General features: G+C 63.7%; 15 protein-coding genes and 1 pseudogene. 3 read left to right on the top strand and 13 right to left on the bottom strand.

Annotation, left to right across the window (positions count from 1 at the left end; genetic code table 11):
• Positions 1–297: 297 nt before the first annotated feature.
• From AC5YGJ_RS04380 to AC5YGJ_RS04320, 13 genes and pseudogenes are all read right to left on the bottom strand, one after another.
• Positions 298–672: pseudogene (locus tag AC5YGJ_RS04380) on the bottom strand (BCCT family transporter); the annotation flags it as partial.
• Positions 642–1,295: a BCCT family transporter gene (locus tag AC5YGJ_RS04375; RefSeq protein ID WP_496185850.1), complete on the bottom strand. Its 654-nt coding sequence runs from the start codon at positions 1,293–1,295 to the stop codon at positions 642–644. The pseudogene AC5YGJ_RS04380 and the gene AC5YGJ_RS04375, both read right to left, overlap by 31 nt.
• A 51-nt stretch (positions 1,296–1,346) precedes the next feature.
• The gene (locus AC5YGJ_RS04370) at positions 1,347–2,444 is read right to left on the bottom strand and encodes a hypothetical protein (protein ID WP_496185849.1); all 1,098 of its coding nucleotides are present in this window, start codon (positions 2,442–2,444) and stop codon (positions 1,347–1,349) included.
• Positions 2,445–2,656: 212 nt separating this feature from the next.
• The gene (locus AC5YGJ_RS04365; RefSeq protein ID WP_496185848.1) at positions 2,657–3,646 is read right to left on the bottom strand and encodes a GGDEF domain-containing protein; all 990 of its coding nucleotides are present in this window, start codon (positions 3,644–3,646) and stop codon (positions 2,657–2,659) included.
• 149 nt (positions 3,647–3,795) lie between these two features.
• Positions 3,796–4,377: an EAL domain-containing protein gene (locus tag AC5YGJ_RS04360; protein ID WP_496185946.1), complete on the bottom strand. Its 582-nt coding sequence runs from the start codon at positions 4,375–4,377 to the stop codon at positions 3,796–3,798.
• A gap of 172 nt (positions 4,378–4,549) precedes the next feature.
• The gene (locus AC5YGJ_RS04355; protein WP_496185945.1) at positions 4,550–5,938 is read right to left on the bottom strand and encodes an ATP-binding protein; all 1,389 of its coding nucleotides are present in this window, start codon (positions 5,936–5,938) and stop codon (positions 4,550–4,552) included.
• A 17-nt stretch (positions 5,939–5,955) separates the two neighbouring features.
• Positions 5,956–6,630, bottom strand: a complete 675-nt coding sequence (locus tag AC5YGJ_RS04350; protein ID WP_496185847.1) for a response regulator transcription factor — start codon at positions 6,628–6,630, stop codon at positions 5,956–5,958.
• Between the two features lie 24 nt (positions 6,631–6,654).
• Positions 6,655–7,293, bottom strand: a complete 639-nt coding sequence (locus AC5YGJ_RS04345; RefSeq protein ID WP_496185944.1) for a tetratricopeptide repeat protein — start codon at positions 7,291–7,293, stop codon at positions 6,655–6,657.
• A 4-nt stretch (positions 7,294–7,297) separates the two neighbouring features.
• The gene (locus AC5YGJ_RS04340; RefSeq protein ID WP_496185846.1) at positions 7,298–8,158 is read right to left on the bottom strand and encodes an SDR family oxidoreductase; all 861 of its coding nucleotides are present in this window, start codon (positions 8,156–8,158) and stop codon (positions 7,298–7,300) included.
• Complete coding sequence (locus AC5YGJ_RS04335; RefSeq protein WP_496185845.1) at positions 8,158–8,832, bottom strand: iron-containing redox enzyme family protein; 675 nt, start codon at positions 8,830–8,832, stop codon at positions 8,158–8,160. Before AC5YGJ_RS04335 ends, AC5YGJ_RS04340 begins: the two co-directional genes overlap by 1 nt.
• Positions 8,829–10,319: an AMP-binding protein gene (locus AC5YGJ_RS04330; protein WP_496185844.1), complete on the bottom strand. Its 1,491-nt coding sequence runs from the start codon at positions 10,317–10,319 to the stop codon at positions 8,829–8,831. Before AC5YGJ_RS04330 ends, AC5YGJ_RS04335 begins: the two co-directional genes overlap by 4 nt.
• Positions 10,316–10,975, bottom strand: coding sequence for a thermostable hemolysin (locus AC5YGJ_RS04325; RefSeq protein ID WP_496185843.1), 660 nt, complete (start codon positions 10,973–10,975; stop codon positions 10,316–10,318). The genes AC5YGJ_RS04330 and AC5YGJ_RS04325 overlap by 4 nt, the downstream gene beginning before the upstream one ends.
• 948 nt (positions 10,976–11,923) lie before the next feature.
• The gene (locus AC5YGJ_RS04320; RefSeq protein ID WP_496185842.1) at positions 11,924–12,181 is read right to left on the bottom strand and encodes a hypothetical protein; all 258 of its coding nucleotides are present in this window, start codon (positions 12,179–12,181) and stop codon (positions 11,924–11,926) included.
• Between the two features lie 200 nt (positions 12,182–12,381).
• Here AC5YGJ_RS04320 and AC5YGJ_RS04315 point away from each other — a divergent pair, with 200 nt between their 5' ends.
• The 3 genes from AC5YGJ_RS04315 (at position 12,382) to AC5YGJ_RS04305 (ending at position 13,792) form a co-directional block, all read left to right on the top strand.
• Positions 12,382–12,528: a hypothetical protein gene (locus tag AC5YGJ_RS04315; protein WP_496185952.1), complete on the top strand. Its 147-nt coding sequence runs from the start codon at positions 12,382–12,384 to the stop codon at positions 12,526–12,528.
• A 434-nt stretch (positions 12,529–12,962) separates the two neighbouring features.
• Entirely contained in the window at positions 12,963–13,319 is a 357-nt protein-coding gene (locus AC5YGJ_RS04310) for a hypothetical protein (RefSeq protein ID WP_496185841.1), read from the top strand.
• 2 nt (positions 13,320–13,321) lie between these two features.
• Positions 13,322–13,792 carry a hypothetical protein gene (locus tag AC5YGJ_RS04305; RefSeq protein ID WP_496185840.1) on the top strand — a complete coding sequence of 157 codons (471 nt, stop codon included), beginning with the start codon at positions 13,322–13,324 and terminating at the stop codon, positions 13,790–13,792.
• Positions 13,793–14,422 lie beyond the last annotated feature (630 nt).

Raw genomic sequence — 14,422 nt, 5'->3', positions numbered from 1 at the left:
CGCCATGGCCAACCTGCAGCCACGCACGACCATCCTCCCCTTGGAGACCTGGACCGGCAGATCCTGCTTACGCAGCTCAGCCGCAACCTCCTCCAATGCAGGGATGACACGCTGCTCGATGAAGCCCGTCACCTCGATCTTCAACGGGTTGTGCGCCAGCAGGCGCAGGCGCGCCCGCCAATCCTCGCTGGTACCGGGCAAGATACGTGCCTCGCGCAGGATCGAGCGCTTGGCGGCATCCAGATGCATGGCCTTCAGCAGTCCCCAGCACATCAAGATCATGACGATCGAAAATGGCAACGCGCTGGCAATGGTGGCAGCCTGCAACGACTCCAGCCCGCCAGCCACCAGCAATGCAATCGCCAGGCCGCCGACGAGCAGCGCCCAGAAGATCCGCTGCCAGACCGGCGATTCCTCCTCACCCTTCGAGGTGAGCATGTCGATTACCAAGGCACCGGAGTCCGCTGAGGTTACGAAGAACAGCGCAACCAGGATGACCGCCAGCGAAGAGGTCAGCATGGTCAGCGGCAGGTGCTCCAGGAACTCGAAGAGCGCCATCGAGCTGTCGGTTGAGACCGCCTGCACCAACTGCTGGATGCCCTCCGCCCGCACCATGTGCAACGCGGTGTTGCCGTAGATGGTCATCCACAGGAATGTGAAGCCAAGCGGCACAAGCAACACCCCCACCACGAACTCACGGACGGTGCGTCCACGTGTCCCAACGGGCCGTGAATACGGTCGCCGATGAGCGGATACAGCGCGGAACGGACACGCAGCGGGAGATTGTGCCGGTAGGCAAAGTACGCCAGCGACAGCGCTACCACCGCATAGATCGCCCATGCGTGGATGCCCCAGTGGAAGAAGGTGATGCGCATGGCCTGGCGGGCAGCGGCGGCCGACTCGGGCGAGCCGACCGGCGGTGTAGCGTAGTGCATGATGGGCTCGGCAACGCCGAAGAACATCAGACCGATGCCCATGCCGGCAGCGAACAACATGGCGAACCAGGAGCCGTAGCTGTAGTCCGGCGTACTGTGGTCAGGGCCGAGCTTGATGCGGCCGTAACTGCTGATGGCGACGCCGACGACGAAGACCAGGAAGCCGGCCACTGCAAGGATGGTGAACCAGCCTGCATCATTGGCAGCCCATGACTTTGCAGCGGTGAACCAGCGCGTGGCTCTATCGGGCGCGATGGCAGCAAGCGCCAGCAGCGCGATGACGATGGCTGCCGTGGGAATGAACACCCGCGGAAGAATCCGCTGGCGAACGGAGGGATGTTGCGGAGCCGTGCTCTGCATGGATACCTCCGTGTTGTTGGGTGAAAGAGCCTCCGGCTTGCGCGAGGCCGATCAGAAGTAGAAGCCGATGTTGATATTCAGCCGTGAATGCCAGCGGGAAGGGCCTCCCTCGTCGAGGCCGATACCATCACCACCGGCAAACCACATGTTGCGCCCAGCGATCCAGTCGACATAGGTGAGCATGACGCCCTTCTGCAGGCTGCAGCCGGTCACGTTCTGCCACGAATCACGAAGGCCCGCGTGGTGCCCGACTGGGCGAGTCATGCTGAGGTTGTTATAGCAGGTGATGTCATCCATCCAGCCTTTCTGGCCGAACGAATAGGCGATGTTGGCGCTTGGCACATCCGCCTGCGCTGCAATTTCGAAGGGGGACTGGAACGCCGACATCGGGATGCGATCTCCGGGTACGTCATACCGGTACCGCGCCCACTGCAGCTGCGCGGTCCAACCATCGCGCTGCCACTGTGCGTGAAGTGCGGCGCCCTGATGACCGTAGTGATGCCGTGTCTGAGTATTCTGCACCTTGCCAGCGAACGCTGATGCGCCCAACAACAGTTCGCCGCCGCCCCAGTCGCGCGCGTTCTCCACGCGTGCATGCAGTCGCTGCCGCTCGCGATACGGCAACGCCTCGGTCTGCGCGACATCAAAGGAGTAGCGATCGTAGCGAGCCCCGGATCCGTACTCGTCTCCGGAGAACCAGCCAAGATGCCAGGTCGTGCCACCGCTGCGGTGAATCACCACAAGGCCCGGATCGTAATCATCCTCGATGCCCAGGTAGTAGCCGGAGCCGAACCAGAAACTCTGCGAAACGGTGGGGAGCAGCCCGAACGGGACTTGCTGGATACCTGCCTTCAGCTGGGTAGCATCGGAGAACTGCCAGCCCGCGTAGGCGTGATGCACGGCGTCGAAGCCATCGTACCAGCGGTACTGGGCAGAGAAGGAAAAAGGTCCGGTTCCAGCGTCTAGGTCTGCACGCATCAGTTCAAGCTGAAGGCGGCTGGTCGGCCCGTAGTCGAGCCACCCGTAATTGAACCTTACCGCACCACCAGGCTCGAAGTAGGAGTCGCCGCTCCGACCAGGTTCGGATGCCTCTGTGGGTAAGGAAACGTTGGCGAGCAAGGCAATGGCAATAGAGGAAATTGCTCTCACGATCGGGCTGTATGCCTCTGTGTTCTACATGCGAAAGCGCTCCAGTGTAACGTTTCATGTTGTGAAGAACGCGTCTGCCGATGACCGACTCAGTGCAGTTCCGCGTCATCAGGAGTGGACAGTGCCCCATCGATCGAGGCGACCTTATCGTCAGACGTCGGCAACGATCATGACGTCAGCGATTGACGTGGACCACGACGCGTTGGGTTGGCTCAGCAATCGGTGCCGCAGCTCGCCGTGTTTTTGCCGTGTCGCTTGGCGTCATACAGGGCCTGGTCCGCTTTTGCGAGCCACTCTTCGGCACTGGTCGTCGTGGGCGCGGCGGCAATGCCGATGCTCACGCTCAGGTCCAGCATTGTGGCATCACTGCCCGTATCTACGTGGAGCAGGCTCCTGATCTTCTCTGCCAGCAGCATGGCCTCAGCCGGCGTCTGCCCTGCGAGCAGAAGCGCGAACTCATCTCCGCCCAGGCGCCCCGGTGTGTCGCCCGGGCGTGACACACTGCGCAGGACCGTAGCGATACGACGCAGTGCTTCATCGCCGGTGCGATGGCCCAAGGTATCGTTGATGCGCTTGAAATCGTCCACGTCCAGCATCAACAGGCAATCCCTCCGGCCCAGGGCGCGCCCCGCTTCGATCATCTGCTGGGCGCGGTGCATGAGGTAGCCGCGATTGGCCAGTTCCACCAGTGGATCCATTCGGCTGAGTCGCTGCAACTGCCGATTCTGTGACCTGACCCGGCGCGCAAGACGCCAACTCAGTGCACTCAATCCGATCCCGTAGACAAACAGGAACGGAAGGCTGAGCAGGAATGTTCGGGAAGAAGTGGCCGGCTGCCAGGGCGTGCCCATGGCAAGCCATGCAGCAAGGAAACCGAGCAGAAGCGCAGCCGTGGCCTTCAGCGCCAGCCGTGTACCGCCGGCCGCAATCTTGTCTGCCACCAGCAGCGCAGCGAAGAGCGCGCTGGGCACAGCGCTGACAGCCATGAAGGCGATCCATGCCCCGCCCAGCAGCGAGTCGACAACCATGCAACGGAATTGCACGACAGCGGGCCGGGCGGCGCGCCTTGTCAGCAGCTGTGCAATGGCAGGCCAGGCCAGCGCGTTGGCCAGTAGAAACACGAATGCCAGCCTGCCCATGCCGCGCTCCAGACCCACCGATGCAATGGGCAGTGCAGCCAGCGAGGCGCCCACGAAGCGCATCCACCCAATCCGGCGGGCAGCCCCCAGGCCCTCAACCGCAACCTCGTCCGAATCAGTGAAGAATGGCATCGCTTCCCCCACCCGTGTCCATGATGTCCCCAGGCGCCCTTTGCTCCTGCGCAGTCTGTCCCTTTGCTGTCAACGGCAGGTCAACGCAGGCTGCGGCGGCTTGTATCGCTCCCGCCTGAGGTGGCAGCGCCCGACCTCAGCGACCCCTCAGTCTCGCCGGCGCAGTGCGATACGGACAAACCGCGGCGTTCCTCCAGCCAGGCGGACAGCATGGGCAGCGACATCGGTGGCGCGAAGAAGTAGCCCTGGAAGGATTCGCAGCCCAGCGAGATCAACAGGTCGCGTTGCTCCGCCGTCTCGACCCCTTCCGCCAGCGCACTCATGTCCATCACCTGGGAGATCTCAACAATCTTGCCCAGAAGGCGTTGCGCACTCTCCTGGGTGGTGGCCTCCTGCACGAACTGCCTGTCGATCTTCAGCTTGCGAATGGGTAAGGTCCGCAGTGTGGACAGGGACGAATAGCCCGTGCCGAAATCATCCAGTGCCCAGGTCACGCCCAGTGCCTCAAGATCAAGCATTCGGTCGATCATCTCTGCCGTATCGGTGGGTAGTGCGGATTTGGTGAGTTCCAGTTCCAATAAGGCTGGGTTGATTCCGCCTTGGTTGACCAGCCTGGCTACCGAGTGGACGAACGCCTCATCCAAGAGTTGAACCGGACTGATGTTTATGGTAGCTCAGCGGTTGGATAGCATCACGTGCTCGAGCGAGGTGGCATGCCTGAGAATATCAAAGCAACGCAGGACACCTAAATGTCGGTTTTTTGGCGCATGCCGCAGCACGTGTGGCGGCAGCGCAATGTACCTGAGGGCCCTGCCAGGCGCGGTCACCTGGCAATCAGCCGTCAGTGGCGGCTCGATACGCCGAGCCTGCTGGCCAGCTCACCTTCACCTCAAGCCCACCCAGTTTCTGTGAGGTGCCCAGCGTCACGCCCGCGGCGTGGGCATCGGCCACTTCCCTGACAATGGACAGCCCCAATCCGCTGCCCTGCACCCGGCTCCCCAGCGTTCGGTAGAAGCGGTCAAAGACGCGATCGCGCTCTTCCTCGGCGATGCCGGGACCGCTATCGGCGACGATGAGAAACACCCTGCCCTCCTCCTGCATCACGCAGACATTCAGGCGACCGCCGACGGGGGTGTAGCGCACGGCGTTCTCCAGCAGGTTGCGAACCAGCGCGCTCAGCGCGGCCTCATCACCCCTGATCTCCGCGCTGTCCAGCTTCAGTTCGATGTACTGTCGATTTACGGAAAGGATAGGACGCAGCGCATCCACCTCCATGCCGACCAGGCCATCCAGGCTCAGGCGCACCGAAGTCAATCGGGATACGGCTTCTGCACGGTTGAGTGTGAGCAGCTGCGAAGCAAGGCGCTCCAGCCGCGCCACTGAGTCGCTGACCATCTCCTGTGCGCGAACCCTTCCTGCATCATCCGGTGCCATGCGTGCGTTTTCTGCATGCACTTTCAGCGCACTGATCGGTGTGCGCAACTCGTGTGCGGCATCGGCTACAAACCGCCGCTCACGCGCCAGTGCCTCGTTCAGTCGCCCAAGCAGACCGTTCACTGCCTGCACCAGTCCTCGCGCCTCGCGCGGCACGTCAGCCGCGTCCAGTGGCGACATGCGCTCGGGATCACGCCTGCCGATCTGGTCCGAGACACTCTGCAGCGAGCGGGTCACGTAATTGACGCTCCACCAGATCACCAGCGCCATCAGTGGCAGCGCCAGCAGCAACGGCAGCAGGGTCCCTCCTGCAATATCTTCGGCCAGCTCTTCGCGGATGTCCGACCGCTCGCCAGACTGGAACCATCGGCCCCCACGGGTCTGAAGCGTGAAGGTACGCCATTGCTCGCCGTCGATCACGGGACTGGCGTAGCCGGCCACCAGTGCAGCCAGTGGCCGGGTGGGAGCGCTGTCCGAGCGAAGCAGCAGTCGCTGCTTCGCGTCCCAGACCTGGAAGGCAAGCTTGCTCTCATAGGCATGTCCATCGCTGAACGCCAGCGCCTCGCCCACGCCTTCCGCGTGCCCGTGCCAGCCACGCAGCACGACGGGGTCGCCCGGAAATGCGGTGAGGTCACTCAATGGCTCATCTACCAGGCCCATCAGTACCCGCGTGGACTGCACCAGCCGGGCATCGAACATTTCCCCCGCTTCCTGTAGGCCGGCGCGATAGCTGAAGAATCCAGCCACGGCCATCAGAACCGCCAAAGTCCCCAGCAGGGTCAGCAGCAGAGTGCGTCGCATCGACCTCATGCATCCGTCTCCGGTGACTGCCCCAGCGCATACCCGATGCCCCGCACGGTACGCACGATCGCAGGGTCGACCTTGCGGCGCAGCTGATGCACATGAACATCCACGGCGTTGCTGGCGACGTCCTCATCCCAGCCGTAGAGGTGCTTCTGTATTGTTTCTCGCGCCATTGGCCGCCCGTTCTGTTCCATCAACAATCTCAGCAGCGAGAACTCGCGGCGGGTCAGATCCAGCGCCCGTCCTTTCCATCGCGCCTCCAGCGTCGCCGGATCAAGATGGAGGTCACCGGCGTCCAGCGTAGGATGCGAACGCCCGCTGCTGCGCCTGACGAGCGCGCGGACGCGCGCCAGCAGCTCGGCGGTATCGAAGGGCTTCCCGAGGTAGTCATCTGCTCCAACGTCCAGCCCGAGCGTGCGGTCGGCCGGGCGTTCACGGGCACTGAGCACCAGAATCGGCACCGGGTTTGCCGCCGCCCGAAGTCGGCGGATCACTTCGATGCCGTCTACCCGTGGCAGACCCAGATCGAGCACCACCAGATCAAAATCCCCATCCTGCGCAGCCAGGAGCGCGGCCGTGCCGTCTTCCACCCAGTCCACGGCGAAGGCGCCCCGTCGAAGTGCGGTCCGGATGCCTTCACCCAGGGAGCGGTCGTCTTCGACGAGGAGGATGCGCATGAGGGCAGTGTCCAGTCGCGGACTTCACTTTGCAAGATGGCCCATCACATCGTGCAGCTTGGCCTCGATCTCATGCCGGCGGCCGGCATCGGCCACGTCCCGACCTGGCCGGGCCGGTGCTGCCAGTGCCTTCTGCAGCGCCGCCTGCGCTGGGCCCCACTCCTTCTGATCGCGCAGGAAATCGCCGTAGAAATAGTTGGCATCGATACCATTGGGGTCGATATCCAGCCCCTTCTTCAGCATCTGCCGCGCCTGATCGTCATCGCCGAAGCCCAGCGGCCAGCCCGGTACCTGGTAGTAGAGCGCGCCCAGACTGGTATACGCCGCGCCATCCAGGGCCCGGGGATCCAGTTTCAGCGCGGCCTCGAAATCGGCGCGGGCCTGCTTGACCAGGCTGAGTGCGCCCATGCCACCTTTTTCGCCCGCAAGGCTGGACAGCACGATGCCCTCCCAGATCAGCGCACCGGCATCCCTGGGGGCCGCTTGCCGGGCTTGCGCGGCTTGCTTGGACAGGGCCATGAACGCCGCCTCGCGCTGCGGCTTGGGCGTCTGGTAGTTGATCTGCGCCCAGCGGTCACGGATCTGCGTCACCGGCATTGATGGTTCGGCGGCCACGGCGACCCCGACCAATACGACTGCGGCAATAAGGATGAGATAGAACATGGTCTTACCCTGCGTGCGCTTCATGGGAGGTGTCCTTGCTGGGAGGGGATGCGGAAGAACTCGTTGCAGTGGTGCCACTGCTGGCATGGCGCCTGACGATGGGCAACTGTTTGCGGAGGCTACGGTCCACCAGCTCAGGCAGCAGGCCGTTCAGGCGAGCGAAAAGCCGTTCTGGCCAACCAAGCTGCAAGCGCGGATTGCCAGCGCGCAGCGCTTGCAACAAGGCCGATGCGACCTCTTCGGCCGAATCGTGGGACACGCCCAGTTCGGCGTTCATGGCATCCACGGCGGCGCTGTTGAAATCGGTGCGGGTGGCGCGTGGTGACAGGTACTGGAACCTGACTGTGCTGCCGGCATACTCGCGGCCCAGTCCTTCGACCAGGCCGCGCAATCCGAACTTGCTGGCGCTGTATGCGGCAAAACCCGGAAAGGCCAGGCTGCCGAACGTCGAGCCGAGAACGGCCACGCTGGCTTGCGGCTGCCGCTCCAACAGGGGCAACAAGGCGCGGATCAGCAGCATGGAACCAACCAGGTTGGTCTGCATCAGCTGTTCCAATGCCTGTTCGGTCTGCGTACCGAACAATCCGAAGGCAGCGCTGGCATGGCCTACGACCAGCACCGAAGGCGGTCTGGGTAGCGTACCCACTTTCGCCAGCAGCGTGCTACGGCCTGCCGCCGTCCCGATATCGGCGACCACCGGTATGACGGCCGCTTCCGGCAACGTGTCGGTAAGCGCCTTCAACCGGGAGTGGTTCCGACCCACCGCTACGATCTGTGCGCCCTCGCCCACCAGGTTGCCGCAGAGCAGCCGGCCGATGCCGCCGCTGGCCCCGGTCAGAATGACCGTACGTCCACGCAGGTCCATCACGCCGCCTCCGCCATACGCGCACCGCCACTGCGCAGGGTGCGGAAAATATCGCCGTACAGCACGTAGAAGCGGCGTGCCGCGTGGACAACGGCCTGCTGGTCGCCGGGATCATCCAGCCTGTCCATCAGCGATTTGAAGAAGCCGACATGCTCGATATCCAGATCGCCATGCGAAAGCAGATAGCTGAAGGCATTGCGCGGAAGATCCAACGAGGTCTGCAGGGTGTTTGCAGCCTGCGTCGCCAGCGCCACACTGGTGCCCTCCAGCACCAGCACCATGCCAAAGAAGCCCACCGGGTTGCCTCGCTGGATGGTGTCGTAGGCGTAGCTGACCATGAGTTCGGTGGCCAGTGCGGGTTCGGATGCCGCAGCAGTGGACCGATCACCACCGGCACCTGCTATATCGTCCAGCACCCATTCCTGGTGGCCCATCTCTTCTTCGATGTACTCACCGATAGCGGTCCGCAGCCATTCCAGGCGCGCAGGCAGGCGCGAGCCGCAGGCCATCAGCAGCGGTACCGTATGGCGTACGTGGTGGTACGCCTGCTGCAGGAACGCCAGATAGTCGCCGCGGTCGATGCGGCCCGCCAGTGCATCGCCGATGATGGGAATCTGCAGCAACGACTGGCGCTCGCTGGCGGTCTGGGAAAGAAGGTGATCGTGGAAGCTCATGCGTGGTCTCCGGTGGTGCTGAACGCAGAGTGCCGGTAGGCGGCGTCGATCTCTGCCTGGTAATGGGCGAGGATGGCCTCGCGACGAATGCGGCCATTGGCGGTCAATAGACCAGCGTTCGCACTGAACGGCGCGACGGTGACGTAGCGCGCGATGCGCGCATAGTCGGGCAGGCCGGCGTTGATGGCGGACAACGCCACGTCGAGCGCGGCGGAATCCTGCTGTGCAAACCGCGGAACCAGCAATGCCACGTTGTCGGCCTGCCCTTCCCCCCAGACCAGGGCCTGCGCGATGGCCGGGTGCGAAAGCAATTCGCTCTCCACCCATTCGGGCGACACGTTGCGGCCAAACGCGGTGATGAAAACGTTCTTGCGCCGCCCGGTCACATGCACGAAGCCGTCGGCATCGATGTGTCCCAGATCACCGGTGTGGATCGGCCCCTCCGGCAGCGATTCGCCGCCCAGATATCCCAGTGCACGCGCACCGGACACCACGATTTCTCCGTCCACGATCTGTACCCGCACGTGTGGAAGGGGTTGGCCCACCGTGCCATCGCGCTGGGCGCCAGGACGATTCAGGCACACCACCGACCCACACTCGGTCAGGCCGTAGCCTTCGAACACCGGCAGCCCAAGTCGCCTTGCCCGTGCCAGAAGTCCGGGGGAAACCCGGCCTCCACCCACGGCCAGGTACCGTAACGATGCAGGCAGCTCAGCGCCCTGCTCTGCCGCCATGACCAGGGCCAGGAGCAGTTGCGGTACCAGAATGATGCTCTCGGGACGATAGCGATTGAGGCAACTCAGCAGCGTGGGGACATCCAGCCCTGCTGCGCCGGTGTAACCGATCTCCTGTAGGGACGGCAACGCGATCTCGGCGCCCGACAACAACGCCGCATACAATCCTGCCACGTTCTCCAGGAGCGTCGACAGCGGCATCAGGCACAGATGCCTGCGTGGCGCGATGTCACCTGCGGCGTCTGCCAGCGACGCGGCAGTGGCCATCAACACCCCGGCAGAAAGGCATACGCCGCGTGGGCGCCCTGTGCTACCCGAGGTGTAGGTTACGCAGGCCGTGCCAGCCGGCAGCACATTGCCGGTCGCAGCGTTCAGGCGTACGCCCTGTGCACTCAGTGCCGGCAACGGCATGGGCGCGTCCATGATCCCGCATGGCGGCGGCGTGCCCTCCGCAAGCACCAGCAGTTGGGCGCCGCTGGTCTGCAGTGCGTGCTGCACTTGTTCATCGGAGAAGAAGGTGGGCAACGGTACGTGCACCACGTCGGCAATACGAAGGGCCAAGTCCAGGACCATCCAATCGAGGCCGTTGTCCAGGCGGCTGGCAACGCAGGCAATACCTTTCCGCCGCAGCCATTCTGTCAGTTCGAGTACGCGAGACCGCAGCTCGGGCGCAGTCAGCGTTGCCTGAGCGGTCAGTACTGGCTGCCGATGCTGCTGCAGCAGACCAAGGAAGTCCTGTGGATCAGCACTCATCCGGCCACCCCCACGGAACTGTCCGAATCCATTGGATCTATCGAGCAGGCATTTCCGCCAAGAAAGGCGATGCCTTCGCGGACATCGCCGCACATTACACGCGGTTGCGACTCGTAGTAGCGGCCCCAGTCGGCTGCGCTGTCGCCCATGCGCTCGGCGCGCGCGGGCACCAGTTCGATCGGCGCCAGATGAAGACGGACGAACGCGTTGCGCAGCTGTTGGGTGGCCACGAACATCACCCAATCCACATCTGCGGCGCGCAGCACCCAGGCCAGCTGCACGATCAGCTCGCGAGCGATGCCCGCCGTCGACGCGGCAAAGTGGCCCACCTCGGCAATCTGCGCCCGCCGAGGCGCACTGGGAAGGTGCTGTGCCAGCACGGCCTGCACGGGCGCATCCAGATAGTGCTCCACAAACAACGGGCCACTGTCCGCGTGCCGAAGCCCGACCGCCGCCACCAGCGCCCCTTGCGTATCGCGGTAGGCCAGCAGCTGCGGCATGAAATCGCGGACCTCCGCGCCGAAGCGCTGACGATAGGTCTCGGCGATAAAAGACTGTACCTGCTCACGAAGCGGGTGATCAGGCCCGATGAGAGTGGCGTCCGCGAATCTGCCCGGATGCGGGGCCATTGGAATCGGCTGTGGGATCGTGTCCATGGGGCACGATCCTGAGGCGCGCCGATTAAGGCGAAATTAGGCCATTGTTAGCCGATTGTTAGGCATTTGATCGAATTTCGTTTCCAGGCTCGGTTCCAACAGAGGTCTCTTGATCTACAGAACCAAGGCGGGCGTCAGTGCTGCGACCAGTGCCGGCGTCAGCGGAAAAGCGCACAAAGCCAAATGCCCGGAAGTACCCCGTGCCGTTCAGCGCCACGAAGGTGCGCGTGCGCGGGTGTTCGGCATCAGCACGGGGCTGAAGGATTCACCGAGAGTGGCGGTTGGCTGGACGCGGACCGGCTCCCGACGCCGAGCCCTCCAATGTGATTTGTCTGAGTCGCGGGCCCAGGCCCCGCCAGCGCCGGTGAGGCGCTTCCGCAGGGGCGTCGCCCCTACAGCCCGAATTCACTGCTCGCGACAACGCTGCCACCCCCCGGCAGGCGCGGAGACCTGTTCCCAACCGTTTCGGAGTTTCCGGAACGCTTGGCCGCCGATGCAGGCGAATCCTGAGCGCTTGGCTGCATCGCTCCCGAGTGACGGCAGCGACACGACGCTATCGGATGGGCCGGGGCGGCCTGCGCGGCGCGCTTCGTTCTGGAGAGCGCTCGCCTCAAGACCCTCGCAGTAGAGCTTCATGCCCGGGTGAGGATGATTTGGCCAACGGTACTGCTCACAGTTGAATGGCGTCGTGGTCTTTGCCATTGAATTGTGCGCGGCCTTGGGGGGCGCTGGAATTGCCTTTGGTGCTGGGCCTCTTGCCGAATGAATCTGCTGTGCAAATGTATGTGCAGGCATCATGAGAGCCATGCATACGCATAGAACCGGGAATCGAACGCCCATACCCCCTCCTTGGTGACGGCGGGATAGTACATTGAGAAGAGGCGCAAAGGCGCTATTCGAGTACAAGAACAAACTGCGTCATCTGGCGGACCGGGTGCACCGAATGCGCTATTTCAGGTTCGGCCTGTTCAAGTAATCGATCAGCCACTCAAGCTCTCGCCCGTACGCAATGGGCTCCGACTCAGCGTCGAAGCCCTTCTCGCACAATTCGGTCGCAATCACTTCGATGATCGCTTTGCGGTCATCCGACGTAACGTGGCCACCTGCCAATCGCTCTGCAAGCAGAGGCGCAGCCTGTCGAGCGGCAAGAACCTTTTCGGCCAGGGATAACAACTCTTGTTCGGTTTTCGCAGAACGTGCAGTCATCGAATCTCCGCTGCGCTTGTTGCCCAGGGGGGGATCACGTTCCCTTGGTGGTTGACGATCGCCACCGCATCTCTCCCCTTCATCCTGAAGCGCCCACGACATAGTGACACGCAGCCCTCCACCTCGCAGAATCCAACCCAATTAACGTGACGCGTCACGCCCGAACACCCCCACCCCATTGGGGCCCCACCCCACCCCTGATGGCGCAGCCACAGCCCGACGACCGCGAGCAGGCCCGCAGCCTGTTTGCCAGCATCATCGACGACGCCCAGCACTGGTCGCGCCATGCGCGCAGCCACAATGCGGCCTGGTTGGAGCGGACCAAAGCTGCATTGAAGGCGCGCTGACTGTCGCATTCGCCTCGCTCCCATGCCCGCCGAGTGGATGACGACAGGCAGCGCACCCGCACCACCGGCATCGCCTATCGCATTGCAGCGCAAGGCTCCAGACGCATTGCGCGATCTACAACGATTCTGAAAACGTTGAATGTGGTGACGGCATCGGCCTTACTGCATTGGCATCGCGCACAACCGGGCGTATTCCTTTGCGTGCCACCGGAAATGGGTGGTCGGGGCTTCGAATCCCCGGTTCTACGTTGAAGTAAGCGCTTGCCAGTCGGCATCACTCCCTGGGTGATGCCGGCTGGCAACCGTCGGCCGACTATGGCGGGCGGTGCGTGGGGGCCTTGTGCCCGCCGGCTTAACGTAGACCGGGTTTCGAACCACGCATCGTCCGCCACCTTTTCGGTGGCGGCTTCTGCCTGCACGCAAGGAGCCCAGCCATGACCCAGCATCACTCCCCTGCCCCACAGCCCGTCCACGACACGCCGGTAGAAAGCCAGGCGCTGGACCCCAACACCCTCATCGCCCTGCTGCACAGCATCGGCGCAGGCGCCGCCTCCGATGGCCAGCCCTGGCCAGAACGCCATCAACTGCCCGGCCGACGCATCGCCCTGGCCGATACCGACTGCTCACTGGCGGGCCTGCGCGTGGTGATGGAAATCCTGCTGGCTGCACAACGCGCCCGCGAGAACGGCGAGCTGGCGCAGTACGTGGGCCCCCGGGTGATGGAGGGCCTGATCATGGCCGGGCTGGGGCTTACCGCGCACGCCAGTACGCGGGTGCGACCGGAGACCTGAGGGTGGGCTGGCGTTGGGCGGCCACCGCGCTGTGTCTCGCAGCGGCGGTGGCGGCGCCCGTCCTTTGGTTATCGCCGTCCGTGCCCGAGCGGCAGGCATTCCAGAGCATCGCGGATGATGGCTTTTCGCAGCTGCGCCAGCAGGCGATGGCGTTCGTGGAGGCCCGGCAAAAGCAGGGCTTCCAGTTCGTCGAGACGCAGGGGGGTGCGTCGTTGCAGATTCACTGCAAGGGCGTTCCGGTGCTGTGGGCGGAGCGGCGGCCTCAGCATCTGACGATCCGGGTATCGCTGGATGCGGTGCAGCGGGCGCCCGATGTTCTGCCGTTGCGGGCGCTTCTGGAGCGGCGGTTGGAGCCGTTGGACTCTCTGGAACAGCTGCTGGTTGGGGTGCCGGAGCCGGTCTTGATGGATCGGGTGTTGTTGGCGATGGCGGGTGATGTGGCTGGGGATGCGCGGTGTGAGGGGTGGTCGTAGTCGAGCAAGCTCGACGCTACAAGGGGCACTGCGGCAGGCCACCTTCTTCGCTGAAAGCGTGGGTCCGTGAGGGTGGTCGCCGTTACTGGCGGGGAAATTCACGACCGTCAAGTACGCCGTAACCTAATCTATGAGACCTCGGGAATCATCTGTAGCCTGGAGACGGGAGATGTCCATGATGCTTGGCAGGTCCTCAGCGAGGCTCGCGATTCTCCTTTTTTCGATAATTGCCTCCTATACCTCCGCCGCCCTGTCGGCAAGTGCCAGGGAGGCCCGATCACTGGCACTTGTGAGGCTCTCGCCCGCGCAGAGCGCGGTCCTTGCGACCGGGCTGCTCAGGGGCGAGTTGAGGCCAATCAATGGCTGTGTCTACTTCGTGGATCCCGCCGGCACGCAATATCTTGCCGCGTGGCCCCAAGGTTATTCGCTGGCCATGAAGGGAGGCGTCCCCATAGGGGTGCAGGACGTACGATCGGGCGCCGTGATGGAGTTCGGAACTGCCGCATCATTCGAAGGCGGGCATGGAGGCGACCTGCTCCGTTCGAGTCTTGCCGCGACCATCCCGGCGGGCTGTGCGGGCCCAATCATGACGATTCACTTGGTACGTCCGGCAGAGGGCCGCGCACGACA

The sequence above is a fragment of the Stenotrophomonas sp. CS3K5 genome (assembly GCF_059515225.1).
This window is presented reverse-complemented; position numbering and strand designations above follow the sequence as displayed.

Excerpts from the sequence above, each read along its gene's own strand:
- AC5YGJ_RS04350 (WP_496185847.1), bottom strand. The coding sequence starts at position 6,630 with ATGCGCATCCTCCTCGTCGAAGACGACCGCTCCCTGGGTGAAGGCATC.
- AC5YGJ_RS04340 (WP_496185846.1), bottom strand. The coding sequence starts at position 8,158 with ATGGACCTGCGTGGACGTACGGTCATTCTGACCGGGGCCAGCGGCGGC.
- AC5YGJ_RS04310 (WP_496185841.1), top strand. The coding sequence starts at position 12,963 with ATGACCCAGCATCACTCCCCTGCCCCACAGCCCGTCCACGACACGCCG.
- AC5YGJ_RS04365 (WP_496185848.1), bottom strand. The coding sequence starts at position 3,646 with ATGCGCTTCGTGGGCGCCTCGCTGGCTGCACTGCCCATTGCATCGGTG.
- AC5YGJ_RS04320 (WP_496185842.1), bottom strand. The coding sequence starts at position 12,181 with ATGACTGCACGTTCTGCGAAAACCGAACAAGAGTTGTTATCCCTGGCC.
- AC5YGJ_RS04335 (WP_496185845.1), bottom strand. The coding sequence starts at position 8,832 with ATGAGCTTCCACGATCACCTTCTTTCCCAGACCGCCAGCGAGCGCCAG.
- AC5YGJ_RS04345 (WP_496185944.1), bottom strand. The coding sequence starts at position 7,293 with ATGTTCTATCTCATCCTTATTGCCGCAGTCGTATTGGTCGGGGTCGCC.
- AC5YGJ_RS04315 (WP_496185952.1), top strand. The coding sequence starts at position 12,382 with ATGGCGCAGCCACAGCCCGACGACCGCGAGCAGGCCCGCAGCCTGTTT.
- AC5YGJ_RS04375 (WP_496185850.1), bottom strand. The coding sequence starts at position 1,295 with ATGCAGAGCACGGCTCCGCAACATCCCTCCGTTCGCCAGCGGATTCTT.
- AC5YGJ_RS04325 (WP_496185843.1), bottom strand. The coding sequence starts at position 10,975 with ATGGACACGATCCCACAGCCGATTCCAATGGCCCCGCATCCGGGCAGA.
- AC5YGJ_RS04330 (WP_496185844.1), bottom strand. The coding sequence starts at position 10,319 with ATGAGTGCTGATCCACAGGACTTCCTTGGTCTGCTGCAGCAGCATCGG.